This is a genomic window from Sungkyunkwania multivorans, assembly GCF_042675645.1.
Lineage (GTDB): Bacteria > Bacteroidota > Bacteroidia > Flavobacteriales > Flavobacteriaceae > Sungkyunkwania > Sungkyunkwania multivorans.
This window is the reverse complement of record NZ_JBHTJH010000025.1, coordinates 109,449-135,475: the sequence shown is the minus strand read 5'-3', so window position 1 is coordinate 135,475 and position 26,027 is coordinate 109,449. Positions and strand designations below refer to the sequence as shown.

Annotated in this window: 25 protein-coding genes; 12 read left to right on the top strand and 13 right to left on the bottom strand. The window is 41.7% G+C overall.

Translation table 11 applies throughout. From position 1 onward, the window contains the following. The first annotated feature begins 728 nt into the window (after nucleotides 1–728). From thrS to ACFQ1M_RS18290, 5 genes are all read left to right on the top strand, one after another. Nucleotides 729–2,675, top strand: a complete 1,947-nt coding sequence (gene thrS / locus ACFQ1M_RS18310; RefSeq protein WP_386411322.1) for a threonine--tRNA ligase — start codon at nucleotides 729–731, stop codon at nucleotides 2,673–2,675. A 57-nt stretch (nucleotides 2,676–2,732) separates the two neighbouring features. Further along, nucleotides 2,733–3,245 carry a translation initiation factor IF-3 gene (infC, locus tag ACFQ1M_RS18305; protein WP_386411331.1) on the top strand — a complete coding sequence of 171 codons (513 nt, stop codon included), beginning with the start codon at nucleotides 2,733–2,735 and terminating at the stop codon, nucleotides 3,243–3,245. Between the two features lie 98 nt (nucleotides 3,246–3,343). Continuing rightward, nucleotides 3,344–3,541: a 50S ribosomal protein L35 gene (gene rpmI, locus ACFQ1M_RS18300; RefSeq protein WP_386411319.1), complete on the top strand. Its 198-nt coding sequence runs from the start codon at nucleotides 3,344–3,346 to the stop codon at nucleotides 3,539–3,541. Nucleotides 3,542–3,640: 99 nt separating this feature from the next. Further along, on the top strand, nucleotides 3,641–3,985 hold the full coding sequence (rplT, locus tag ACFQ1M_RS18295; protein WP_386411316.1) for a 50S ribosomal protein L20: 345 nt from the start codon (nucleotides 3,641–3,643) through the stop codon (nucleotides 3,983–3,985). Between the two features lie 96 nt (nucleotides 3,986–4,081). Beyond that, complete coding sequence (locus tag ACFQ1M_RS18290) at nucleotides 4,082–5,182, top strand: serine hydrolase domain-containing protein (RefSeq protein ID WP_386411313.1); 1,101 nt, start codon at nucleotides 4,082–4,084, stop codon at nucleotides 5,180–5,182. On the opposite strand, the gene ACFQ1M_RS18285 is transcribed toward ACFQ1M_RS18290, so the two are convergent. After that, complete coding sequence (locus ACFQ1M_RS18285; RefSeq protein ID WP_386411311.1) at nucleotides 5,183–6,862, bottom strand: amidase family protein; 1,680 nt, start codon at nucleotides 6,860–6,862, stop codon at nucleotides 5,183–5,185. 211 nt (nucleotides 6,863–7,073) lie between these two features. On the opposite strand from ACFQ1M_RS18285, the gene ACFQ1M_RS18280 reads away from it, so the two are divergent. Together ACFQ1M_RS18280 and ACFQ1M_RS18275 are read left to right on the top strand one after the other, a co-directional pair. Next, nucleotides 7,074–8,318 carry a T9SS type A sorting domain-containing protein gene (locus tag ACFQ1M_RS18280; protein WP_386411308.1) on the top strand — a complete coding sequence of 415 codons (1,245 nt, stop codon included), beginning with the start codon at nucleotides 7,074–7,076 and terminating at the stop codon, nucleotides 8,316–8,318. A gap of 121 nt (nucleotides 8,319–8,439) precedes the next feature. Beyond that, nucleotides 8,440–9,747, top strand: coding sequence for a M48 family metalloprotease (locus tag ACFQ1M_RS18275; RefSeq protein ID WP_386411305.1), 1,308 nt, complete (start codon nucleotides 8,440–8,442; stop codon nucleotides 9,745–9,747). A gap of 9 nt (nucleotides 9,748–9,756) precedes the next feature. Here ACFQ1M_RS18275 and ACFQ1M_RS18270 read toward each other — a convergent pair whose 3' ends face one another. The 9 genes from ACFQ1M_RS18270 to ACFQ1M_RS18230 form a co-directional block, all read right to left on the bottom strand. Further along, nucleotides 9,757–11,244, bottom strand: a complete 1,488-nt coding sequence (locus ACFQ1M_RS18270) for a DUF6770 family protein (RefSeq protein WP_386411302.1) — start codon at nucleotides 11,242–11,244, stop codon at nucleotides 9,757–9,759. A gap of 72 nt (nucleotides 11,245–11,316) precedes the next feature. Further along, a complete protein-coding gene (gene ftsY / locus ACFQ1M_RS18265) occupies nucleotides 11,317–12,270 on the bottom strand; it encodes a signal recognition particle-docking protein FtsY (protein ID WP_386411300.1) in 954 nt (317 codons plus the stop codon). Between the two features lie 185 nt (nucleotides 12,271–12,455). Beyond that, nucleotides 12,456–12,608, bottom strand: a complete 153-nt coding sequence (locus ACFQ1M_RS18260; RefSeq protein ID WP_386411297.1) for a DUF4295 domain-containing protein — start codon at nucleotides 12,606–12,608, stop codon at nucleotides 12,456–12,458. 12 nt (nucleotides 12,609–12,620) lie between these two features. Then, nucleotides 12,621–12,803 (bottom strand): 50S ribosomal protein L33, encoded by a 183-nt coding sequence (gene rpmG, locus ACFQ1M_RS18255; protein WP_386411294.1) that lies wholly within the window; start codon nucleotides 12,801–12,803, stop codon nucleotides 12,621–12,623. Between the two features lie 26 nt (nucleotides 12,804–12,829). Next, nucleotides 12,830–13,066, bottom strand: coding sequence for a 50S ribosomal protein L28 (gene rpmB, locus ACFQ1M_RS18250; RefSeq protein ID WP_386411291.1), 237 nt, complete (start codon nucleotides 13,064–13,066; stop codon nucleotides 12,830–12,832). A gap of 79 nt (nucleotides 13,067–13,145) precedes the next feature. Further along, nucleotides 13,146–14,393, bottom strand: coding sequence for a competence/damage-inducible protein A (locus tag ACFQ1M_RS18245; protein WP_386411289.1), 1,248 nt, complete (start codon nucleotides 14,391–14,393; stop codon nucleotides 13,146–13,148). Next, a complete protein-coding gene (locus ACFQ1M_RS18240) occupies nucleotides 14,393–14,734 on the bottom strand; it encodes an Hpt domain-containing protein (protein ID WP_386411286.1) in 342 nt (113 codons plus the stop codon). The genes ACFQ1M_RS18245 and ACFQ1M_RS18240 overlap by 1 nt, the downstream gene beginning before the upstream one ends. Before the next feature lie 62 nt (nucleotides 14,735–14,796). After that, complete coding sequence (locus ACFQ1M_RS18235) at nucleotides 14,797–15,408, bottom strand: fumarylacetoacetate hydrolase family protein (RefSeq protein ID WP_386411283.1); 612 nt, start codon at nucleotides 15,406–15,408, stop codon at nucleotides 14,797–14,799. A 2-nt stretch (nucleotides 15,409–15,410) separates the two neighbouring features. Beyond that, nucleotides 15,411–16,187, bottom strand: a complete 777-nt coding sequence (locus ACFQ1M_RS18230; protein ID WP_386411280.1) for an exonuclease domain-containing protein — start codon at nucleotides 16,185–16,187, stop codon at nucleotides 15,411–15,413. 160 nt (nucleotides 16,188–16,347) lie between these two features. On the opposite strand from ACFQ1M_RS18230, the gene ACFQ1M_RS18225 reads away from it, so the two are divergent. Then, complete coding sequence (locus ACFQ1M_RS18225; RefSeq protein WP_386411277.1) at nucleotides 16,348–16,866, top strand: OmpH family outer membrane protein; 519 nt, start codon at nucleotides 16,348–16,350, stop codon at nucleotides 16,864–16,866. Between the two features lie 74 nt (nucleotides 16,867–16,940). Here ACFQ1M_RS18225 and guaB read toward each other — a convergent pair whose 3' ends face one another. Continuing rightward, nucleotides 16,941–18,416, bottom strand: coding sequence for an IMP dehydrogenase (guaB, locus tag ACFQ1M_RS18220; protein ID WP_386411274.1), 1,476 nt, complete (start codon nucleotides 18,414–18,416; stop codon nucleotides 16,941–16,943). Nucleotides 18,417–18,782: 366 nt separating this feature from the next. Between guaB and ACFQ1M_RS18215 the strand changes: the two genes are divergently transcribed. Both ACFQ1M_RS18215 and ACFQ1M_RS18210 read left to right on the top strand, forming a co-directional pair. Then, nucleotides 18,783–21,017, top strand: a complete 2,235-nt coding sequence (locus tag ACFQ1M_RS18215; RefSeq protein ID WP_386411271.1) for a TonB-dependent receptor family protein — start codon at nucleotides 18,783–18,785, stop codon at nucleotides 21,015–21,017. A gap of 170 nt (nucleotides 21,018–21,187) precedes the next feature. Then, on the top strand, nucleotides 21,188–21,619 hold the full coding sequence (locus ACFQ1M_RS18210; protein WP_386411268.1) for a methyltransferase family protein: 432 nt from the start codon (nucleotides 21,188–21,190) through the stop codon (nucleotides 21,617–21,619). On the opposite strand, the gene ACFQ1M_RS18205 is transcribed toward ACFQ1M_RS18210, so the two are convergent. Together ACFQ1M_RS18205 and ACFQ1M_RS18200 are read right to left on the bottom strand one after the other, a co-directional pair. Next, on the bottom strand, nucleotides 21,616–22,479 hold the full coding sequence (locus ACFQ1M_RS18205; RefSeq protein ID WP_386411265.1) for a hydroxymethylglutaryl-CoA lyase: 864 nt from the start codon (nucleotides 22,477–22,479) through the stop codon (nucleotides 21,616–21,618). The genes ACFQ1M_RS18210 and ACFQ1M_RS18205 overlap by 4 nt on opposite strands. Before the next feature lie 63 nt (nucleotides 22,480–22,542). Beyond that, entirely contained in the window at nucleotides 22,543–23,169 is a 627-nt protein-coding gene (locus tag ACFQ1M_RS18200; RefSeq protein ID WP_386411262.1) for a LysE family translocator, read from the bottom strand. A 45-nt stretch (nucleotides 23,170–23,214) separates the two neighbouring features. Here ACFQ1M_RS18200 and ACFQ1M_RS18195 point away from each other — a divergent pair, with 45 nt between their 5' ends. Together ACFQ1M_RS18195 and ACFQ1M_RS18190 are read left to right on the top strand one after the other, a co-directional pair. Continuing rightward, entirely contained in the window at nucleotides 23,215–24,147 is a 933-nt protein-coding gene (locus ACFQ1M_RS18195; protein WP_386411259.1) for a spondin domain-containing protein, read from the top strand. Between the two features lie 94 nt (nucleotides 24,148–24,241). Further along, on the top strand, nucleotides 24,242–26,005 hold the full coding sequence (locus ACFQ1M_RS18190; RefSeq protein WP_386411256.1) for a cytochrome P450: 1,764 nt from the start codon (nucleotides 24,242–24,244) through the stop codon (nucleotides 26,003–26,005). Nucleotides 26,006–26,027: the final 22 nt, after the last annotated feature.

Below are 26,027 nucleotides of genomic sequence, written 5' to 3'. Positions count from 1 at the left end.
AGGCCTGCCGCTAGCGTTCATCCTGAGCCAGGATCAAACTCTTCATGGTTTGAATCTTTGTAACTCTGTCCCGATGCCGACCTCTCAGCCGATACCCGTCCATTTGGATGATGTGTTCTCTTCTCTTCGTCTTACTTAAAAAACCTGCTAGGATCAAAATCCTAGCTTCCTGTCATTACAATATGTCAATGAACTTTCATTACGTATCTAAAATGTGCCTCCATTACGAAAGCGGGTGCAAATATAGGGCGAACTTTCAAACCCGCAAAGATTTTTTTAAAAAAATCTATAGCACCATAACTCTTTGGGTAATGGCACTCCAATATGTCTTAAATAGACAACGCACTCCTGCGTTTTGCGGGTGCAAATATAGCACCCTTTTCCATTATTGCAATGCCTATATCAAAACTTTTTTTACCACATTATGCAAACCCTTGAAAATGCATGGATTGCGTAATGAAAAAAAAAAAATCAAGACGCCAACGGATAAAATCGGCATCTATTTCATAGGCTGGTTTCAATTTAAGGTATGGGTTGAACACCAGCAACCTCAAGTCTTTGGGAAAAAGAATTAATAGCAACCCTGCTGCATGACCAAAACAGGCAAAGTAGTAGCGACTGAAATCATAAACATAGCATCGAAGGTCGATAATTTTAAACTTACTCCTATATATATTGTACGAGATTGACTATCGTATTATCTTTGCAGCTTTAACAATTAAAAATATATGATCAAGATCACACTACCAGATGGCTCCATCAAGGAATTTGAGAGCGGAATCACTGCTATGGAAGTCGCCAAAAGCATTAGCGAAGGGCTGGCACGAAATGTTATTTCGGCAAGTTTTAACGGAGAGACCATAGAGACCGCCACCCCTTTGACCACCGATGGTAGTCTTGTTCTATATACATGGAGGGACGACGAAGGCAAAAAGGCTTTTTGGCACTCCACCTCTCACGTGCTGGCGCAAGCCTTGGAAGAATTGTACCCTGGGGTTAAACTTACCATCGGGCCTGCCATTGATAATGGTTTTTATTATGATGTGGATCTTGGAGAACGAAGTATTTCCGATAAAGACTTCAAGAAGATAGAGGATAAAATGCTTGAGATCGCTCGCGGAAAATACGATTACAACATGCGCGCTGTAAGCAAAGCGGAAGCATTGGACTTTTATAAAGAGCAGGGCAATGAATATAAGGTAGAGCTTATAGAGAACTTAGAAGATGGAACCATAACCTTTTGTGACCATAGTAGCTTCACCGACCTTTGCCGCGGTGGACATATCCCCAACACAGGAATGATCAAGGCCGTAAAAGTGATGAGCGTGGCAGGCGCATACTGGCGCGGTGATGAGAATAATAAGCAGCTTACGAGAGTTTATGGTATTTCGTTTCCCAAACAAAAGGAATTAAAGGAATATCTCGAATTATTGGAAGAAGCCAAAAAACGTGACCATAGAAAACTAGGAAAAGAATTGGAGCTTTTCACTTTTTCTCAAAAAGTAGGTCAAGGACTTCCACTTTGGTTGCCAAAAGGAGCTGCATTACGTGAGCGCCTGGAGAATTTTTTAAAAAAGGCGCAAAAGAAAGCGGGCTACGAACAAGTGGTTTCTCCGCATATAGGCAACAAAGATCTCTATGTGACCTCTGGGCACTATGCAAAATATGGAGAAGACAGTTTTCAGCCGATCAACACCCCTGCCGAAGGAGAGGAGTTCTTGTTGAAACCGATGAATTGTCCACATCACTGCGAAATCTACAACAGCAGACCTTGGAGCTATCGTGAATTACCGAAGCGTTTTGCTGAATTTGGCACCGTATATAGATACGAACAAAGCGGCGAGCTACATGGTCTAACTAGGGTAAGAGGATTTACTCAAGACGATGCGCATATTTTCTGTACTCCGGATCAATTAGACCAAGAATTTAAAAATGTGATCGATCTTGTGCTTTATGTTTTTGGCTCACTAGGTTTTGAGGACTTTACCGCTCAGGTATCTCTTCGGGATCCTGAAAAACCTGAAAAATATATAGGGGATGCTGAAAATTGGGAAAAAGCTGAGCAAGCCATTATAAAGGCAGCAAATGAAAAAGGGCTGAATTATGTCGTGGAAACTGGCGAGGCTGCGTTTTACGGCCCTAAGCTGGATTTTATGGTTAAGGACGCCTTGAATAGAAGTTGGCAGTTGGGCACGATACAGGTGGACTACAACCTGCCCGACCGTTTTGACCTGCATTACAAAGGAAGTGATAATGAGCTACATCGCCCAGTGATGATCCATCGAGCACCCTTCGGAAGCATGGAGCGTTTTGTAGCAATTTTGTTAGAACATACCGGAGGAAACTTCCCCTTATGGCTAATGCCAGAACAAGCTACAATATTGTCTCTCAGCGAGAAGTATGAAAATTATGCCAAAAAAGTTTTAAATTTATTGGAAAATCACGAAATTCGCGCCCTTGTCGATAACAGAAACGAGACCATCGGGAGAAAGATCCGTGAAGCAGAAATGAATAAAATCCCATTTATGCTTATCGTTGGAGAACAAGAAGCCCTGGATGGCACAATTTCTGTTAGGAAACATGGTGGCGAAGATATTGGAACCATTACCGTTGATGCATTTGCCAAAGTGGTCGACGAAGAAATCAACAAAACTTTAAAACCTTTTAACGTTTAACTAAAATTTTAAGTCATAGCAATACGAAGAAGAAGAAGCAGAGGTCCTGCAAGAATTATTAAAGAAGACCAGCACAGAATCAATGAAAAGATCCGAGTGCCAGAAGTACGCCTCGTCGGCGATAATGTCGAGATAGGCATTTATCCAACCAGTAAGGCCAGAGAAATTGCTGAAGAGCAAGAATTGGATCTGGTCGAGATTTCGCCAAATGCAACACCCCCTGTTTGTAAGGTGATGGATTACAAGAAATTCCTTTATGAGCAAAAGAAACGCGAAAAGGAGCTGAAATCCAAAGCGACAAAAGTGACCATCAAAGAGATTCGTTTTGGGCCTCAGACCGATGATCACGATTATCAATTCAAGAAAAAGCATGCAGAGAAGTTTCTGAAAGATGGCGCTAAGCTAAAAGCTTATGTGTTCTTTAAAGGACGCTCTATCGTATACAAGGATCAAGGTGAAATTCTACTTTTAAAGTTAGCGCAAGAGTTAGAAGAATTTGGAAAGGTAGAACAGATGCCTAAACTTGAAGGTAAGCGTATGACCATGTTCATCGCGCCCAAGAAAAAATAGAAGACGGAGATGACCCTTGTGGTCGGACCGATTAAAAAGAAACTCTCCTGAATAATAGTTCTGGAGAGCGAAGCGAGATAATTAAATACTAGGAAGCAATGCCTAAAATGAAAACAAAGTCCAGCGCTAAAAAGCGTTTTAAGCTTACAGGTACTGGCAAATTAAAAAGAAAGCACGCTTATAAAAGTCACATTCTTACGAAGAAGTCTAAAAAGCGTAAGCTTAAGCTAACTCACACTACTTTAGTAGCTAAAGCGGATGAGAATAGCATCAAGGAACAATTGCGTTTAAAGTAATGCGTTCCTTCGGTTAAAATTATTTATAAACCCTGGAGCTAGGCCGCAATTTTGTGAGCAAGTGTCGAAAGACCGCCTACTACAAAAAAATTTAAAATTATGCCAAGATCAGTAAATTCAGTTGCTTCAAGAGCCAGAAGAAAAAAGGTGTTGAAGCAGGCAAAAGGTTACTTTGGAAGACGTAAGAACGTCTGGACAGTAGCTAAAAATGCGGTTGAAAAAGCAATGTTATATGCTTATAGAGACCGTAGAAATAAAAAGAGAACGTTTAGAGCTCTTTGGATCACACGTATCAACGCGGGAGCAAGACTTCACGGAATGTCCTACTCCCAGTTTATGGGCAAGGTAAAAGCTAATAACATCGAACTTAACCGTAAGGTTTTGGCCGATCTAGCGATGAACCACCCAGAGGCTTTCAAAGCGATCGTTGACAAAGTAAAATAAACGTTTAATCATATTATCTCGCTAAAAATCCCACTCGTAATTGAGTGGGATTTTTTTTAAACCTTTTCCTTGTCCCCTAGTCTAAAGAAAAAAATAATGATGAAGTTTCAACTTACCATTTTATTTATTGTTCTTACACTTGGCCTATGTAGCTGTAGCTCCGAATCTTTGAATACCGATGTAGAAATTCAAAATCCAAATACCGAGTTATACTTTCCACCCATCGATAATGATCAATGGGAGACGATAAGTCCTATGTCGCTCGGCTGGAATACCGAAGCCATTCCATCGCTCTATGATTTCTTAGAGGAAAAGGATACTAAAGGATTTATAGTACTGAAGGATGGGAGGATCGTTCTTGAGAAGTATTTTAATGGCGCGACGGCTAGTGATAACAATCCTTGGAATTCAATCGGAAAATCTTTGACCTCCTTCGTTGTTGGAATCGCTCAGCAAGAAAATCATCTAAATATTTATGACACCTCATCGGACTACCTAGGTGAAGGCTGGAGCGCATTGACTCCTCAAGAGGAGCAAGCAATTACCATCTGGAATCATATCACTATGACCACAGGCCTTGATTACAATACATCCAATATCAATTGCACAGATACCGATTGCCTTACCTATTTGAATCCTGCGGGTGAATTTTGGTTCTATCACAACGCGCCATACACCTTAACAAGAACCATTGTTGAAGCGGCCGTTGGTCAAAACTTTAATGACTATTACAATAACAAAGTGCGGAATCGCATAGGTATGCAAGGTACTTGGCTGAGTATTGGCTACGCAAATATCTACTACAGCAATGCTCGTAGCTTAGCTCGTTTTGGATTGTTGAATCTAAATAAAGGGAGATGGGGAGGAGAAGCCATCCTTGATGATACAGAATACTTTTCGTCAATGATCTCATCCTCACAAGACCTAAATAAAGCCTATGGATACCTTTGGTGGTTAAATGGAAAAGAAAACTACAGAGTCCCTGGGCTCGCGTCCCAATTTACAGGACCACTTATTCCCAGCGCTCCTGATGATCTCTATGCCGGGCTCGGTAAAGATGACCAAAAACTGTACATTGTTCCAAGCGAAGACCTCGTCATCGTTCGGATGGGAGATGATGGCGGCCAAACCTTATTAGGTCCTTCTAGCTTTGATGAACTACTATGGCAAAAACTAAATGCCGTACTGAATAGATAACTACTGGTATTCTCTCGGTATCTGACGTATTTTGGTTGCCTGTTCGAAAGCGTAGCCCAATTCGTATAATTCTTTTTCTGTTAGCGGCTTACCAATAAATGTGAGACTAATAGGTTCTCCCGTCTCTTTATAACCCATTGGGACAGTTAGGCAAGGATATTCAGCCACTGCCGCAAATGCAGCATGATAGTTATTGATCGATAAAACCGCATCGAGGTCATTCTCCTTCATAACCTCATCGAAAATTGTTTTTCCATTGGCCATCAACTTCTTTTTTATCTCTTGAAGCTCTTCGACTGTTGTCGAATCCGCCACGATACCTTCAAAAAGGGCCTGTCCGTAAGGAGCCCTGACCAAGGTGTCCTGCTTGTTGAAATTCACAACATCGGCGACGGTCTTAACTACGATATTATCACTGGCGTACGTTTCAAGATACGCTGGAAGGTCATGCTTCATGTCGATATTCAAAAGTGTAAGAAATCCGTCGAGAGACGCTTGTGGTGGCTCAAACTGAATGATCTCGGCTCCTTCATCTTTTAATTTTTGCATGGTCATCCTGTAAATAGAATCACTCTCGATCAAATTTTTAAATGCCCCAAAGCGTTTGCCTTTAAGATTTGCTCCTGATCGATCAGGAACGTAAGGGCCATAGCTGTCAAGTTTTATCGATTTGGTATCATTCTTATCGAATCCTAAAAGTGCTTCTAAAACGATCGCATTATCAACAACACTTTTTGTCATCGGTCCGGGGGTGTCTAAAGTGCTTGAAATAGGGACTATCCCACTTCGACTTAAGAGTCCGATCGTAGGTTTCAATCCAACTACAGAATTTTGACTTGAAGGCGACAATATGGAGCCAGCCGTCTCAGTCCCAATCGCGGCTACCGCATAATTGGCGGCTATTGAAGTTCCGCTGGCCGCACTAGAACCTCCGGTTTCAAAAATCTTTCTTCCATAGGGGTTAAGACTCTGTCCACCTATGGCACTATATCCTAAGGGGCAGCCGCTACAGAAATAGTAGGCCCACTCGCTAAGATTGACCTTTCCTAGAATGATGGCGCCAGCATCTTTTAGCCGCTCGACAATAAAAGCATCTTTCGTTTGATTGTCTTTAAGCGCCAAAGCCCCTGCAGTAGTTGGCATTTCTGAGGTACCGATATTGTCCTTCAGTAAAATGGGCATCCCAAATAATGGTTTGCTAGGATCGATTCCTTTTTTATCCATTGCACGAGCCTGAGCAACGGCCTCCGGATTCATTGCGATGATCGCATATAAGGAAGTTGCGGGATCGCTTTCATATTTATTTATTCTATAGAGATAAAAGAGCGTCAACTGCTCATAGGATAGCTTTCCCTCTTTGATATGCTCTTGAATTGTAGGAATATCTTGCTCTAAGACCAATGGTTTTAAACGATTATGACCCTCTTCCGAAAAGCTGGCCAAATCTGACATGAGAGGCTCCCAAACAGAAGCTCTATCCAGCACTTTTGAGTTGAGGAGCTTGAAACGCATTCGATCCTTTTCGTGATCTTGTTGTTCTGCTATCTCAGCAGCGTCGTCATAGTTTTCGAATCGGTCAACATAAGGGATGTGCTCTTTTAATTTGGATGCGTTCTTTGATTCTTCTTTACATGCAATGAAGAAAAGAAGTGAAAGCAGGCAGATGATCTTTATTTTCATATTAATATGGTAGTATTAGTTATGCTTAAAGATAAGAACAGTTTGACAAATTAGGAATCTCTTGAGTTCTAAACCGAGTAAGAAAAATGAAACTTCTAATCCAAATGTGCACATTTTCTTTTCAATATGTAGGAATTATCTAGTATTGTAGTAGTTTTACTGATCGATAGCTATGAAATGCTATTTTTATTAATCATAACCTAATAACCACATGAGAAAAAAATTACTGTTGGCCTGTTCTTTTGGGCTAATAACGAGTATGCTTTCAGCACAAGCTTGGGACGAAGATCTAGATGGTGATCTATCTGGTGATTTTAGCAATCCTACGACATTGACCTTTATGGTCGGCAGCAACGATGTAATAGCAGCGCAACAGGGAAGCCCTAGAGATGTTGATTATTTTACGTTCACTGTCCCCGCAGGTCATGTCCTTGCGGACATTGACATTGATGACTATGTTGCCGCAGACCCAAACAACCTTGCTTTTATAGGAATCCAAGCAGGAAGTGCCTTTAGCACTAATTTTGATGTTACTACAGCAGCAGATCTTCTAGGTGGCAAAACGTATGGTACCGATGATATCGACATCAATATTCTTCCCTCCATGGGACTACTAAGTGGCGCTATTGGGTATACAGGTGCGTTAGGTCCAGGTGATTACACAGTATGGTTGAATCAAACTGGGGATGCATCGGTGGTGGAACTTTCATTCTTCATTCAACCCGATGATGGAGATACACAACTCTGGGATGATCTTCTGGATGGTGACCTATCTGATGACCATACCATTCCTACGGGTGTTTTTAACCTCAATGATGGAAATAACGATATCGTTTCGAGCGTTCAAGGTACTCCGAGGGATATCGATTACATCACTTTTACTGTTCCCACGGGGCGCGTCCTTACACAGATTGCTGTGGACAATTATATTGTTGCAAACAATTCGAACTTAGCTTTCATAGGAATCATTCAAGGAGGAAGTTTCCCCAACGATGCCAACACCACTGCAGCGTCCGATCTTTTGGGAGGTAAAACGATCGGCGTAAGCGATATCGGAAATGATATCTTACAGGACATGGGCACTTTACCTGGTGCAACAGGATTTACCGGAAACTTAACCGCTGGGACCTATAGCATTTGGTTCAATCAAACCGGAGATGAATCTGAAATTGACCTGAACTTCGTCGTTGCGGATCCGACATTATCTACAATAGCGTTTACAGCTGGGGATATTCAACTCTTTCCCAACCCCGCCGACACGAAATTTAACATCACCAGCACCGCGGTGATCGAGTCCGTTCGCATCACTGATGAACTAGGTAGAAGTATTTTATTTGAAACTGCTATTGAAAAAAGGGAAACTAGTATCGATACCTCGGCCTTGTCCACTGGTCTCTATTTTGCGATAGTTACTACCGAAAAAGGGGCCTTTACAAAGAGAATCATAAAGAACTAAAAAGGAAGCACATTATAAATATATTTAATTTGAAAGCCTCGCTAAGCATTGCGAGGCTTCTTCTTAGTTGGGAGACTGCTTATTTTTGAATATATTGTCCTCTTCTAAATTCCCATTTTTCATGAAGCTTACCATCACGTTGTTCATTTCATTACTCTTATGCTCCTCAGTGCTCGCACAGCAGATGGAATTGGACACCACCGATCATGCCATAAGGCTTTCGATAAAAGAAAAATTGAAAGCACGCTTTGAAATCGAGAAGAAACAATTAGAGAAGGAGTTCCCTAGGCGAATGGGGAAGAAAATGATCTCCTTGGTGGATCGTAAGGAGCAACGCCTCTATAAATATCTGGATAAAAAGCAGCTTACCTTCGATTCGCGCTTCACTTCGTTTACAAACAAAATGGTTGAAGAACTTAAGAATAGTAATGCCGAACTGAAGAATAGAGATCTTATCACACTGATTTCTTTAAACCCAATACCTAATGCTTTGAGTCTTGGAAATGATATCATTATCATCAACCTCGGACTCTTTACCTTTATGGACAATCGAGAGGAGGTGGCCGCGGTGATTGCTCACGAATTAGCCCATAACGTGTTGATGCATGGAAAAAAGAATGTGATCGACAGGGTGCGAAAGGATGAAGAATTAAGCGCACAACAGCGAACCAAGAACATAAAAAAATCGAAGTATAACACCTACGAGCAGGCATTTGATGAACTAAGAGAATTAATGTACTCCAACGGGAAAAAGAATCGACTAGAGGAAAAAGAAGCTGATTCTTTAGGCTATGTGCTTGCAAAAAGGTCCGGACTGCGAGGAATCAACTTTCTATCCAGTTTAGAAAAATTAGCCGCCATTGACAGCTTACCTGAAATTGAGCTTGAGGAGCATATTTATAAAAAGGTCTTTGACCTACCCAACCTTCCATTTAAAGATGAATGGCTAAAAATGGAATCTTTTGATGAATATGCCTACGGAAACTATAAAGAAAAACTGGAAAAGGATTCCCTTAAGTCCCATCCTGAGACCGTTGAGCGCATAAAGCATGTGAAAATGCTCTTCCCTGAGCTTACGAATGACAGCATAGAGACCACGACAACAGACGATTCGTTTCTAGCGTTGAGTCGCTTGGCGTATCATGCCTCTATACCTAATTTATACTTTTTAGAGAGTTATGGTATCAGTACCTATAGGTCGCTTTATAGATTGACCAAATATCCAGAAAACGATTTTTATAAGAAATGGCTTGGTAAAAACTTTAGGGCCATGTACGAGGCCAAAAAGTCGTATCGTCTCAATCGTTATGTTCAACGCCTGAACGTGGAGAAACAAAGCCCGAGTTTACAACGTTTTTTAAACTTTATTTGGAATCTACGATTGGAGGAAATCGAAACGATCGCCAACCACTATGACCCGAAAGAATAAGCGACGAGATCAATAGTTTAATCGCTCTATTCGAATTTGATCGTAATCATCATCCTTGTTGATCTCTCTAAGTAGGATATGTCCCTCTTTGGCAACATACGGAAAAATCGCAAAATCTTCGGACGTCATTGGAATGGACTCATGCATATATTTGCCGTCGATCATCGTTACGATTCCCAATATCCAATTCCTGTCTTTTGTAGCATCATCCTTTTGATAGTCTTGGTAAAAGAATGCCACACCTGTCCTATCTTTGACATATTGGGAAAAGAGATAGTCGCCAGCATAGTATTTGGACTTATCCTTTTTGATGGTCTCTATTCCTGAAAGCTCAAATGCGCTGTCGAATTTTAGCAACACAAAATCTGTTGAACGGACCCCAGGTTGTAGGGCCAACACAGAAGCTTCCTTCATTTTTTCGGTAAGGACAGCGGCAGTACCATCCTTAAAAACAAAGAGCTCTTTAGGTATCAATCTATATCCTTTTTCTACTTTGCCCTTCTTGTCAATCTCGATAAATGCCGACATTTGAGGCCAAAACAGTCGCTTATTACTTAGCTCATTACCTTGTTTATCTAATTCTATCCTAAATACACCGGCTGACTTGCGATAATCATAGCCTGTTGTTTTATAAGGACTGAACATGCCTATGATGGTTATCCGGTCATCATCCTGTTCTACTATAAAGGTGTGACTGAAGTCGTCTCCTCTTTTCTCCACGGTATATTTGAAGAGTTGTTCGCCAGTATCTGCATTGAGCACCTTTAAGAAGATCTCCTTGTTTCCAAAGGGCTCTTCCATTTTAAGAATGATGCGGTCTTTATTGATATCTGCGATGCCGAAATCGAGCTTTTCGTCATCTACGGCAATAGGATGTTCCCATAGTTTTTTGGCGTCAAAGGTAAAAGCGCCCAAAGATCTCTGAATATGAACCTTCCTTGCATTTTTCTTTTGACCCTCCATCAATAAGAAGCCTTTGCCAAAGGGGACTGGAAACTCAAACTTGTGGATATCCTTCAATTGTTTATTCAATTTATTGGAAGGACCATTATAATCAGCAAAGACAAAGTCTTCCTTCCCCTCGAGGTGAAAAGCATCGCCAATCTTGTTGGTCTTTACATTGAGGATTCGATGCGTTGTGAAGGTCACGTAACGCAACGTATAGGAATAATAGAGAGATGATAATAAAATCTCATCTCCCACCTTCTTAGAGACAAATGTATTTCGTTCTACTTTCTTGTAATATGGATTTAAATACTCTCCACTCGCCACCTTATTGAGATTCTTATCCAGAACCACATATTCGAATCGCATATTCTTATCGTCTACTTTTTCCAACATGTAAATGCCGATATATCCGTAAACTTGATCATCTACATCTTTGATGGCGGTGAATGTCTCCAATTTCCCAGAAGCCAAGTCAGCCAGATCAGAGAATTGAGCATTGACCGTATAGGTGAAAATGAATAAAAGGGTAAGTACGCTAAATTTTCTCATGCTAAGTAAATAGGTTAAAGTTAAACTTCTAGGGAAGCTGGGGCAGCGATATCGAAGATGTGCATTATTGAATTATTTGAAGAAGGAATCCACGAATTCATATTTATTGAATACTTGAAGATCTTCAATGCCCTCTCCTACTCCGATATATTTTACTGGTATTTGAAATTGGTCCGAGATCCCGATGACAACACCACCCTTGGCGGTACCATCTAGCTTGGTGACGGCCAAAGAGGTCACTTCAGTAGCCTTGGTGAATTGTTTTGCTTGCTCAAAGGCATTCTGCCCAGTGGAACCATCTAAAACCAGTAAGACATCGTGTGGCGCATCCCCGACGACTTTCTGCATAACTCGTTTTACCTTACTCAATTCGTTCATCAGATTTACTTTGTTATGCAGTCTTCCGGCGGTATCAATGATCACCACATCGGCATTTTGAGAAGTTGCTGATTTCAATGTATCGAAAGCCACTGAAGCGGGATCACTACCCATCTCTTGCTTTACAATGGGCACTTCGACCCTATCTGCCCAAACTTGAAGCTGATCGATCGCAGCCGCCCTAAAGGTATCTGCTGCACCCAAGACCACCTTGAATCCTTTCTTTTTGAATTGATAGGCCAGTTTTCCAATGGTGGTCGTTTTTCCTACTCCATTGACGCCCACTACCATGATCACGTATGGCTTTTTATCCGCAGGGATGACATAATCTGTCTCTTCCCCAACATTGGTCGCTGACAGCAGACCAGCGATCTCCTCTCTAAGAATCTGATTAAGCTCTTCTGTACCTAGGTACTTGTCTTTTGAAACGCGTTCTTCGATGCGCTCGATGATCTTCAACGTAGTATCCACTCCAACGTCCGATGTTACCAACACCTCTTCGAGATTATCGAGAACGTCATCATCCACTTTGCTCTTACCAGCAACAGCCTTGCTCAATTTTGAGAAGAAGGTCGTTTTCGATTTCTCCAGGCCTTTATCTAGAGTTTCTTTCTTTTCAGAAGAAAATATTTTCTTGAATAAACTCATTATGTGATCGAGTCTTAGATTTATTAATATTGGTCATAAATGCCTCAAGGATGCCAAATCCCTGAATGTGCAACAACCTGAAAGAGGGATTCAGCGCACATCGCACATGAACGCCCAAATATAATGAAAAACAAAAAGCTACTCTCTGATCGAAAGTAGCTTTGCTATATAAAACGTTGTGAACTTTATTTTTTGTTCAACCAGTCGTTTACTTCCTCTGGTTGCATTACAGACTCTACGAAGGTATAGGCTCCCGATTTAGGAGATTTTACCATTTTGATCGCCTTTGTCAATCTCTTTGATCCCGTTTGTAAGGATGCTACTGCTTTCTTTGCCATGTCTCCTAAATATTACTTGATTTCTTTATGAACGGTCATTTTCTTGAGGATAGGATTGAATTTTTTGATTTCCATTCTATCCGGAGTGTTCTTCTTGTTCTTGGTAGTGACGTAACGAGAAGTACCAGGCTTACCAGAAGCTTTATGCTCTGTGCACTCTAGAATCACTTGAACTCTATTTCCTTTCTTTGCCATCGTGTATTTTCTTTAACCTTTTGGGCTTATTTTATAAATCCGTTTGCCTTTGCTTCTTTAAGCACTGCAGAAATTCCTTTCTTATTGATGGTCTTTAGCGCTGAAGTAGATACTTTCAGGGTCACCCATCTGTCCTCTTCAGGAATGTAAAAACGCTTCTTTTTAAGATTGGCGTGGAATTTACGCTTGGTCTTGTTCATCGCGTGTGAAACATTGTTTCCCACCATCGCTTTTTTTCCTGTAAGTTCACAAACTCTTGACATCTCTCTTAACTTTAAAAATCGTTATTTCAAAACAGGGTGCAAATTAACGAAATTTTACCCGTTCGGGCAAATATTAAATTTAGTTTTTTAAAATTTCTTTTTGCAACAACTCGAATGCTTTGTTAGCAGCCTTATTGACGACTTTTTCTCTATGATTTCCAAACTTGAACTCTTCGGCGAAAACCTTGGTTGGAGTAGCAACTCCGATGAATACCGTGCCCACCTCAGCGTCGGCATCGCCCTTTGTAGGCCCTGCATTTCCTGTGGTCGCTATAGCATAGTCTGTTTTGAAAAGCTGCTGTGCATTGACCGCCATACTTATGGCCACTTCCGCGCTGACCACAGAATGTTTCGCAATGGTCTCTGATGGCACATCGAGCACCTGTTCCTTTGATTCGGTAGCGTAGGTCACCACTCCTCCTTTGAAATAGGCCGAAGCTCCAGGGATGCTGGTGATCATCTCTGCGATCTTCCCGCCCGTGCAACTTTCGGCAACCGCGAGGGTTTGCTTCTTTTTCTTTAACTGCTGTCCTAAGATGGCCTCTATTGGATCGTCATTCTCCATCCCATAAATTAGGTCACCTATCAGCGGATATAGCATTTGAATCTGCCTGTCGACCTCTTTCTCTATAGCCAGCTTATCCTTTCCTTTTGCAGAGAGTCGCAATCTCACCCTTCCGAGATTTGGCAGATAGGCCAGTTTTATGAAGCTTGGTAAATTGTCCTGCCATTCTTCGATGATGGCTGCAATAGCACTCTCGCCTAGGCCATAGGTCAACACTGTCTTATGCAGGATGTAGGGGCGCTCAAATTTTTCCTGAAGTCTTGGAAGCACTTCATTAGCCATAAGCGCTTTCATTTCATAGGGCACCCCTGGCATAGAGACGAATACGGTTCCTTTGTTTTCCAACCACATTCCTGGAGCAGTTCCAAACCGATTCATAAGTGCATCGGCCTTCGAAGGTACTAAGGCCTGTTGCCTGTTGATATCAGAAATCGGCGTTTTGATATACTTTTTAAAGAGATGCTCAATATGAGCAAGCACCTGATCATTTTGAACGAGGGTGTCGTTAAAGTAAGATGCGATCGTATGCTTTGTAATATCGTCTTTTGTTGGTCCCAGTCCTCCAGTGATGAGTACCACGTCTACACGTTTCTCTGCATCTTCGAAAGCCTGTAATATATGTTCGTGATCATCTTGCACCGAAGTGATCTGATATACTTCGATACCAATCTTATTGAGGGCTTTAGAAATAAAGACAGAATTGGTGTCCACAATCTGACCGATGAGAATCTCATCTCCAATAGTAATGATCTCCGCTTTCATCAGTGATCGAAGTCTCTTTTAAGCTGGTTCAGGAGGTCATTCATTGTAGCTTTCACTTCGACAAAAAGTTGCTTGAGGTGCTCCATCTCAGCATTGGATCTCGCCATGGATTCCATTTTTAAGATATTTGCATGAAGCTCCGAAACTCCGAGCAAATCAACATTTGGCTTCAATTTATGTGCAGATTGATAAATGGTAGTGTAATCTTCGGAAACTATTCCCTCTTGTAACGAATCAAGATCTTGAGGAGTCTCTTCTAGAAAAGCTGTAACGATCGCCTCTGCAAATTCAGGGTCACCACCAGATAATTCGTCTATTTTTTCTAAACTATAAATTTTCATTTCTGTAACAAATACTTTTAAATCAATCGCATCCAGCCAAAAAACTATACCAAAAACAAAAACTATTTGACGGTTATCGAAAACAGTCGCCGTTCACCTACATAGCCTATCAGCTTATCATTAGTGGCAACTCTTCCTACCCCAGCCGGGGTCCCCGTAAAGATAATGTCTCCTATCTTTAAAGTGAAATATTTTGAGACATATTCTAAGAGTTCATCAATTTTCCACAACATAAAACTCGTATTCCCCTTTTGCACTACCGTCCCATTCTTCTCTAATCGGAAATCGATGTCATTCACATCAGAAAATTGTTCTTTATGCAACCATTCTCCAACAACGGCAGCTCCGTCGAACGCTTTGGCCTTTTCCCAAGGCAATCCCTTTTCTTTCAGTTTCGCTTGCAAATCCCTCGCCGTAAAATCAATGCCCAAGCCGATCTCGTCATAATACTTATGGGCGAACTTTTTATCGATATGCTTACCAATCCTGTTGATCTTTACCAATATTTCCACTTCGTGATGTATGTCATCGGAAAAATCTGGAATAAAGAAAGGCTGCTTTTTTAAGAGTATAGAAGTGTCGGGTTTCAAGAACACCACCGGGTCTGAAGGCCGCTCATTGGCCAGCTCCTTGATGTGCTCGGTATAATTTCTTCCTATGCAGATGATCTTCATAACTAGCTTAACTTGTTGTTGAAGTTTCTAAGCTTGATCGCCGTAAGCACTTTTTTGGTATATAACGGAAAATCTGAATTCAATATCCAGCCAAAATATCCTGGCTCCTCTTGCAATACTTCTTCTACGGGTTTGCCCTTGTGTTTTCCAAATGAAAAACATTCCACGCCTTCCTTGTTGAATGCGATGAAACCAGCGAAGTCGGCCGCCTTTTTTCTTGTAGTAAAGACGCTCAATGCCTTCATGTCGTTCTCCAAGTCTTCATATTTGTCCAATTGCGCTTTTAGGACCTCGTAGGTCGCATTGGTATCTGCCGCTGCACCATGGGCCCCTTCCAGATCTTTTCCACAATAGAATTTGTAGGCTGCGGTCAACGTGCGCTGTTCCATCTTATGGAAGATGGTTTGTACATCTATAGAGACCCTGTTCTTCATATCAAAATCCACGTCGGCCCTCAACATCTCCTCCGCAAGTAACGGAATATCAAACCTGTCAGAATTGTAGCCAGCCAAGTCCGAATCTTTGATCATGGTATAAATCTCTTTAGCCAGTTGCTTGAAAGTGGGCTCGCTGGCAACTTTCTCATCGGTGATACCGTGAATGGCGGATGATTGTGGTGGAATAGGCATTTCTGGATTTACCAGCCATGTTTTGCTTTCTTTATTCCCATTAGGGTATATCTTCAAAATTGATATCTCTACGATCCTATCCTTTGCCACATCTATACCGGTGGTCTCCAGGTCAAAAAAACATATAGGTCTAGTAAGTTTTAACTCCATCTTGATAATTTGGTTTTGACGGTGTAAATATACATATCGCTTTTCAAAGAAAGACCTCTGGCCTCCTTGCATTTTTGTTCATACGATTTGCGTTAATTTTTTAATAAAAGGCTTTCAATAATTGATGATTTGGCTACTTTTGGCGCAAAACTCTAACAGTATGAATACTAAAACCATTTTTATCTCTTTATTTTTTACCATCATTGGCGTCACTGTTTTTGCCCAAACCAAAGTGGGCACCGTTGATATTGATTATATTCTATCACAGATGCCAGAGACCAAGCAAGTACAATCCGAACTAGAGAAATATACGAAAGAGCTAGATAGCACGCTTCAAATAAAACTTAAAGACTATCAAGAAAAGGTCAACTTTGTGAAGCCAAAGATAGATACGATGACCGGTGCGGAAAGAAAGACCGCTTCAGAAGAGATCCTCGCCATGGAAAACGACATTCAAAAGTTTCGCCAAAATGGCGCAGCGCTGGCGCAAATCCGAAAGGATGATCTCTTGAGACCATTATATCAGAAAATCGGGAAGTATATAGAAGAGATCGCCAAAGAAAAAGCGTACACCCAAATCCTAACCTTCGACGGCAATCACTTGGCCTATTTCGATAGAAGTCATGACATATCGATTGCTGTACTGGCCAAAATGGGCATTACTCCTAAAAAGGAATAAAAAAAGCATATTGAGATCAACAGAAGCGGTGGGTTACAAGCTCATCGCTTTTGCTTTATGGCAAATAATAAAACTTATCCTCTACTGTAATTGGGAGCCTCTTTGGTGATGGTCACATTATGCGGATGACTTTCCCCAATACCAGAGGCGGTGAGCCTTACAAAACGGCCATTTTCCTTTAAGCTAGCGATGTCTTTGGCCCCACAATATCCCATACCAGCTCTGAGTCCTCCAATAAATTGATGCATGCTTTCTAGCAGCTCGCCTTTGTAGGGGACACGCCCTACGATCCCCTCAGGTACCAATTTCTTGATATCATCTTCAACATCTTGAAAATAGCGATCTTTACTCCCTGTTTTCATGGCTTCGACCGACCCCATTCCCCGATAACTTTTAAATTTCCTTCCCTCATAGATGATGGTTTCTCCAGGCGACTCCTTGGTACCAGCCAGCAAAGAACCAAGCATCACACAGTCGGCTCCTGCAGCAATGGCCTTAGGAATATCGCCCGTATAACGGATACCTCCATCTGCAATGACAGGCACACCACTACCTTTTAAGGCTGCTGCCACCTCCAATACTGCCGAGAACTGAGGAAAACCAACTCCTGCAACGACTCGGGTCGTACAGATCGAGCCTGGCCCGATTCCTACCTTGACAGCATCAGCACCGTTTTCTACCAAATAGGTCGCTGCCTCAGGTGTCGCTATGTTCCCGACCACCACATCGATTGCTGGAAATTTTTCCTTAACGGCCTTTAAGACCAAAACTACTCCTCTGGTATGTCCGTGAGCCGTGTCAATGATGATCGCATCGACTCCAGCGTTGACCAGCGCTTCGGCTCTTGCCACAGCGTCTGCGGTAACACCGATGGCAGCAGCCACCCGTAATCTCCCATACTGGTCTTTGTTGGCAATGGGTTTTTGGGTCACTTTGGTGATATCTCTAAAAGTAATAAGCCCTATGAGTTTGTTTTGGTCATCGACTACAGGCAATTTTTCTATTTTGTTATTCTGCAAGATCACTTCAGCGTCTGACAAAGAAGTCCCTTTGGCAGCTGTGACCAAATTATCCTTGGTCATCACTTCTAAAATGGGACGATCATTGTTCTTTTCGAATCTGAGGTCACGATTGGTGACAATACCCTTGAGGAAGCCTTCTTCGTCGACTATTGGAATTCCACCGATACTATGCTCCGCCATGCTTCTTTTTGCATCCATGACCTTTGCAGTGAGTGGTAGGGTGACAGGATCGATGATCATCCCGCTTTCTGCGCGCTTCACTCTGCGCACTTTTGCCGCCTGCTCGTCGATACCCATATTTTTGTGAAGTACTCCGATACCCCCTTCGCGCGCCATGGCGATCGCCATTCTGCTTTCGGTAACCGTGTCCATTGCAGCCGATACAATAGGCACATTGAGTGTGATGTTTCGAGTAAATTTTGTTTGAATGTTGACTTCTCTTGGAAGTACTTCGGAATATGCTGGCACTAAAAGCACATCATCATATGTGAGTCCTTGGCCAACAAATTTGGAATCGTGAGCTGTCATGTCGCAACTAATTGGAATCTCCAAACTTAGGAGATATTGTTAGAAATTAATTGCATGCAAATATAGTCCTTTTATTCCAAACATTAAGGTCTGACCACTCATAATAAAAACTCAAAAAAGGAGGTTGAAATATCATACTCTTCCCAATCAATTACAAGGATGAAGATCATCTTATCGTTGTATCAAAATGAAGACCTTATAGCTTCAAAACATAAATTTAACACAATACATTGTATTGATTATTAATTATTTAACTATGAATTGATGAGTTTATTTTTATTTGTTCTAAATAAATTTTGATATAAAAAGACCAGCATATAAATTTGCAGCTGGAAAATCACTATTATTTTTAATAAGTCTAAATAAATGAACAAAGCTTATCTACTAACCGTCTTTTTACTGCTAGCCTATCTTTCTTCAAAAGGCCAGTCGCAACAACAACCAAGCACATCCCTAGATAGTATCCAACAATTAAAAGAAGTCGTGCTTTCTGCCAATGTGATATTTGGGAGTAAGTTTCAGGCTAAAAACCGCACAGGATCGGCCTATTATATCGACCCGGCTGAACTAAAAAAATTCAATCCCATCGATATTAACAGAGTACTGAGAACTGTTCCTGGTGTTAATATTTATGAAGAGGATGGTTTTGGTCTTCGTCCCAACATCAGTCTTCGAGGTACCTCTCCAGAGCGCAGCGCGAAAATAACATTGATGGAAGATGGTGTCCTTATAGCACCAGCACCATACAGTGCTCCCGCCGCTTACTATTTTCCTTCTATCGCCAGAATGGAGGCGGTAGAGGTCTTAAAGGGAAGTAGCCAAGTTCAATATGGTCCATATACAACAGGTGGAGCTATTAACATGCTTTCTACTAGTATTCCAAGATCCTTTGGTGTAAGGGCATCCGCAAATTATGGAAGCTTTAACAGTAGTCGTATTCACGCCGTTGTGGGGGATAGCAAAGAGAACTTTGGATACATGGTAGAATACCTCAACTTTGCTTCGGATGGTTTTAAGGAATTAGACAATGGCGGTGACACCGGCTTTGACAAAAATGACCTTGTAGCTAAATTTAGGGTGAATTCGAATTCCGATGCAACGTTGAGACAAGCATTGGAAGTGAAATTTCAATATTCAGATGAAGTTTCTGACGAAACGTATCTTGGGCTTACCGAAGAGGACTTTGCAGCCACTCCTTTTAGAAGGTATGCTTCGTCTCAGGAAGACCAAATGGTGACCGAGCACGTACAGGTGATGGCCACTCATACCTTGAAATTCAGTGATTACTTTAGAGTTTCGACCACTGCATACCACAATGGCTTTGAGCGTAACTGGTATAAATTGAATGATGTGGTATTCAACGGGGATAAGAGAGGGATCGCTGCGGTAATAAGCAATCCTCAAGACTTCCCAGATCATTTTGCCATCTTGGATGGCACGGCGAATTCGGCAGATGACGCGCTTTTGGTAAAGGCAAACAATCGTAGATATACCTCACAAGGGATTCAAACCAAGTTCGACTATCATTGGGGCGGTGATTCTTTTTTCCATGACGTAGAAATTGGACTTCGGTACCATTTTGACGAGGAAGACCGTTTTCAATGGAAAGATGGCTATAGTATCACCGATGGAATCATGCAACTTACGTTTGATGCTCCCGGAGGTTCTGATGCCAATCGAATCAGTGATGCACGCGCGTTCGCTGCATTTGCAATGTACAAGTTGAAATATAACGACCTAACCCTTACACCTGGTATTCGGTACGAGAACATTCGACTACGAAGATTAAACTATGGCACCAGTGACCCTTCTCGTACTGGAAGTGACCTATCCACAAGAGAAAATGATGTCGACGTGTTTATTCCTGGTATTGGTTTTAATTATAATGTAAACAACACGGTGTCTGTGTTTGGTGGAGTTCATAAAGGATTCTCTCCCCCGAGCAATCAGCCCGGTCAGAAGCCCGAAGAAAGCATCAATATAGAATTGGGTTCTCGATTTGATATTGCTGGAATTTCTGGGGAACTCATCGGATTCTATAACGACTATAGCAATTTGCTCGGAAGTGATCTCGCTGCAACTGGCGGTACTGGTTCTCTTGAACAATTTAACGCAGGAGAGGTGAACGTAAAAGGAATCGAGCTTCTTTTAAACTACAATCTCTTGCCACTGAATGAAAGTTTCAATCTTCCGATCACCTTCGGTTATACCTTTACGGACACCGAATTCTTGAATAGCTTTGGAAGCGACGATGACCTTTGGGGCGAAGTGCAAGCGGGAGATGAACTTCCCTATATTTCCAAGCATCAATTCAATGCATCGCTCTCTTTAGAACACAAAGATTTTGAGATCAATGCCAATGGAAGATTCAACGGAGCCTTCAGAACGCAAGCTGGACAAGGCAGTATTCCTGCGGATGAAGAAGTGGCAAGTAATTTTATCATTGACCTTTCCTCTAAATATCATTTCAGTAAAAATTTCAGTTTAACGGCCAATGTCATCAATCTTCTGGACGAAACCTATGCTGTTTCACGTGTCCCAGCAGGACTTAGACCTGGTCATCCTTTCGGAATTTACGGAGGTTTTGAGCTGCGATTCTAGACTCGAAATCTGTATTACTACCATAAGCGCATTCCAAAGAATGCGCTTTTTTTATACGAATTTGCGAACTATCCCGTTTATACGATACTGAGAACCAATATACCTCCCAACATGGTGCATTTCATCGAATTACATTTTTTTTACTATATTGAATATTTAAACATTGCCCCATGTCTAAAACTTCCTTTGCGTTAGTAACGCTCGAATTCTTTAGTGGCCTGTTTTTAACATTCTACACGGCCACGGTAGCTCCGAGTTTTTGGGCTCTTTTTCAATGTCTGGCCATCGCCTTAGCCGTTTGGGGTGTCCTATCATTGGGTATCAAGAATTTACAATCTCAACCCGAGGTAAAATCTGATATGCTCATCAAAAAGGGACCTTATAGATTATTACGAAATCCGATATATCTTGGATTACTACTTTTTTTCTTGCCATTGGTCTGGCATGATGGTCGAATTATAGTCACTTTGGTGTATACGCTGCTCGCAGGTATCATTTTCTACAAGATCGTGTTGGAGGAAGTATATTTAGAGGAGCGATTTGGTGAAGAGTACCTCGCCTATAAAAAAGACACCTATAGCCTTATTCCCTTTATTTTCTAATGATAGAAATTAAAGATCTTTGATGCTTCGTTGTAGGCGCTTTCAAAACTCATTGGACTAATGTTGGAATCGACCTTTTCAGCAGTGAAATAGGATACCATGCGTTCTGTGGGCATATTGCCAGTAAGTTCATCCTTTGCCATGGGACACCCACCAAATCCTTGAATGGCACCATCAAACCTTCTACATCCAGCCTTGTAAGCGGCATCCACTTTTTCATGCCATTTAGAGGGAGTGGTATGTAAATGAGCCCCAAATTCAATATCTGGATACTTAGGTATGAGGTTGGCAAATAAATAATCGATCACTTCTGGGGTAGAACTGCCCACGGTATCCGATAGTGACAGGATCCTCACGCCCATTTTAGCCAACTTCTCGGTCCACTCGCCAACGATCTCAACACTCCAAGGATCACCATACGGATTTCCAAATCCCATTGAGAGATACGCCACGACCTCCTTGTTTGTTTTATCGGCAATATGCAATATCTCGCTGAGGACATTCAGAGACTGCGCAATGGTCTTATGAGTATTACGCATTTGAAAGTTCTCCGAAATAGAAAACGGATACCCTAAATAGTCAATTTCGGGATGAATAACGGCATCATTAGCGCCGCGCACATTAGCAACAATGGCTAGCAATTTGCTCTCGGTCGTTGAAAGATCGAGTTTGGCCAGTACTTCGGCCGTATCCACCATTTGCGGAATAGCCTTTGGCGAGACAAAACTCCCAAAGTCTATAGTATGAAAACCACATCGCAGCAGTGCTTGTATATACTGTACTTTTTTTTCCGTAGGAATAAACTCTTTGATGCCCTGCATGGCATCTCGTGGACATTCTATGAGTTTTACTTTATTCATTGGCGAGCATAAAAATACCACTATTTTTTATGATGAAATATAAGGTTGATGGTTTTTGAAAAGCTATTGATCCGAAAGAAGGATGAAAACTCCAATCCCGATAAAAACGAAGATCTGCATCCATTTAAGAACCACACCTGTATTTCGGTGTTTCTTTAAAAATTCAGCGATGGTTCCCGCCAGGATCGCTATCAAACCGAATATCAACAAAGCCTGCAACATAAATAGTACCCCCAAGACGTAGAACTGTACTATGTTGCTTAGTGTCTCACTAAAAAGAAAACTCGGAAAAAAGGCGAGAAAGAAGATGGTAACCTTCGGGTTGAGCACATTCATGATAAAACCCTGACGGTACAATTGAAAAAGATCTTTCCGGGGTGCCAGAGCTTTGTTTACCCGAATTGCTGGTTCACTTCTGATAACTTGGTAGGCAAGGTAAAACAAGTATAAAGCACCCAACAATTTAATCACGAAGAAAATCGTCTCACTCTTTTTAATAATGGCCGATACACCGAATGCTACCAACGTGGTATGCACCAGAATACCGCTGACCAAGCCAAGGGTCGTGACTATGCCATATTTCTTCCCGTGAACCATTCCTTGTGTTAAAACGTAAATATTATCAGGACCGGGTGAAAGGGTCAGCAGTATAGATGCGACTAAAAAAGATAAAATGATTTCGATATCCATGAATTTGGCAAAAATCCCTTAAAAGTAACATAAACTTATCAACCGATGATCAAGAAAATTACGCTTTTATTTACAACCATCTTACTCATTTCGAGCGCTCTTTGGAATGTACATGCTCAATCCATCGCACGTTATGACATTAGCTTTACGAGCACATGGAGCAATACCACGCATCCTTTTGCCGGTTTTCCATCCAATGCACATTGGAGCGATCTCGTTGGAGCCACCCACAACAACAGTGTTACATTCGTTGTCCCTGGCCAATTGGCCAGTCCTGGGATAGAGGATGTGGCAGAATTGGGTAGCAATGGTAATTTTTTTAATGAAGTAGAGGACGCCATCAATATCGATGGAACAGCCGATCGATGGTTACAGGCCTCATTTTCTCCCTTTGCAGCTATTAGTACCGCTGCACTATCTGGGGTTGAAGTGAGTGGTAATTATCCGTTGTTATCTTTAGCCGCTATGATCGCGCCAAGTCCAGACTGGATGATCGCGGTGAATAGTATCTCACTTTTGGACACCAACGGCGACTGGATACCATCGATAACGCTCGATCTATATCCGTATGATGCTGGTACTGAAGAAGGAGACACCTATTCTGGTAGCAATCCTGCCAGCAGCCCCCAAGAAGTGATCTTTAGCAGGCAAAATATAGCCCCTTTCTCCAACGAAAAGGTGGGCACTTTGACCATTACACTAGATGCGATCCTAAGCACTGATGAATTTGATCGCGATGCATTTACGGTATATCCCAATCCTAGCAACGGTATTTTTAAGGTCGCCTCGCTTCGTGCAGATCCAATTACCGAAGTTCAGGTCTATGACCTATTGGGAAAAAAGGTGCGAGTAGAAAATGTTAACAATCAACGCGAACTCGAATTTGACTATAGTGCGCTAGACGCTGGAATCTATTTGATCCGTATTATTTCCATCGAAGGAAATACAAGCACTAGAAAGATCATTATTGAAAACTAAATGGCTTTTCCAAAGATTCCCATTTCGACCCTACGCTCTTGTGTAGGGTCTTTCTTTTTTCGTTAATTTTGAAGGTAACCAACTTATGCTATCCATGAAACCGATCCAAATTGCCAAACGTTCTGATATTCAAACAGACCAACTTCACGAAGTTATTCTAAACGAGCAACGCATTCTCCTTCTTGAACATGAAAATTCGATCAAGGCCTTTCAGGGAAATTGTCCGCATGAAGGTACACCGCTTATTGAAGGTCACATTGAGAAAGGACATATCGTTTGCCCTATGCATCATTGGAAATTTTCTTGCCAAGATGGCAAGCATACCAGAAAAAGAGCCTGCCTGAAGAGCTATCCAATAAAAATTGAAGATGGTAATATTTTTATCGACGCATCTCTTTTCGAAGAAACGCCAGAAACCATAACAAACAAAACCAAGACCCTAAAGGATCTCCCCACACCAAAAGGAGATTTTATTGTAGGTCACCTTCATCAATTCAACGTAGAAAATAAGCATCGTGCGATTGAAAAATGGTCGGAAGAGGTTGGGAATATCTTTCGGGTTCACTTCGTTGGAAAACCTTTTTTGGTCTCTACAAACCCGGATTTTAATAAAAAAGTTTTAAAGGCACGTCCAGAGAAATTTAGAAGGTTATCAAAGATGACCGACATTATCGAAGAGATCGGAGTGAAAGGAGTCTTTAATGCGGAAGGGGAAACTTGGAAAAAACACAGGAAACTCACCTCCGAAGCATTGAACATGAAGAATGTGAAAGGTTTCTTTCCCATTATCTCGCAAACAACAGAGCGCTTTTTGAACAAACTAAAAAGGCTTGAAGCAACCGGTGACCCTATTGATATCCAACAAGAAATGATGCGCTATACCGTTGACATCACCACTGTGATCGCCTTTGGATATCCGATGAATACCATCGACCATGACGGAGATGTGATCCAAGAACATTTGGAGAAGGTCTTTCCGATGATCAACGAACGTATCACGGCTCCAATTCCGCTTTGGCGCTACTTGAAACTAAAAAAAGACAAAGAATTGGATCATGCGGTTGCTGAGATAGAAGCAACCGTGAACCACTTTATCAATGAGGCTAAAGGGCGTTTAGAAAATAATCCTGAATTGAAGGAAAATCCAACGAATTTCTTGGAAGCCCTACTCGTAGAACAAGAAAAGGATAAAAACTTCTCGGACCATGCGGTGTATAGCAATGTTTTTTCGCTTTTGATGGCTGGAGAGGACACCACTTCCAATTCGGTCTCTTGGGCATTGTATTATTTAGGGCAACAGCCAGAAATGGTAAAAAAGATACGCGAAGAGGCTTTTGAGATCTACGGTGACGGCTTATTCCCTCCAAACAATGAGACCCTTGGCAAGCTAAAATATACCGAGGCGGTTGCGATGGAAGCTTTACGTCTAAAACCCGTGGCCCCCAACATGTTTCATCAAGCTAATGAAGATATCGAGATCAATGGTATCCATATTGAGAAAGACACTTCGATCATCTTCCAGATCCAAGTGTCACAAACCGATGAGAAATACTTTGCTCATGGAGAGTCTTTTGTCCCTGAACGCTGGTTAAAAGAAGGGTGTCCGTTCTCAGGGCCACATAGCCCAGATATCATAAAGGTTTTTGGAGCAGGACCTCGTTTCTGCCCAGGTAAGAATTTGGCCATGCACGAAATGATCATGGCTCTGTCTATGATCTGTAAAAATTTTGATGTAGCGCTCGCTGTAAAACCAGAAGAGGTAAGAGAGGTTTTCGCCTTCTCCATGTATCCTGGAAATCTGTATATCAATCTGAAAGAACACAGCTATCAAGATACGCGTTCAAGTATCTTGTCCTAATATCGATCCAAATAGAAATAGG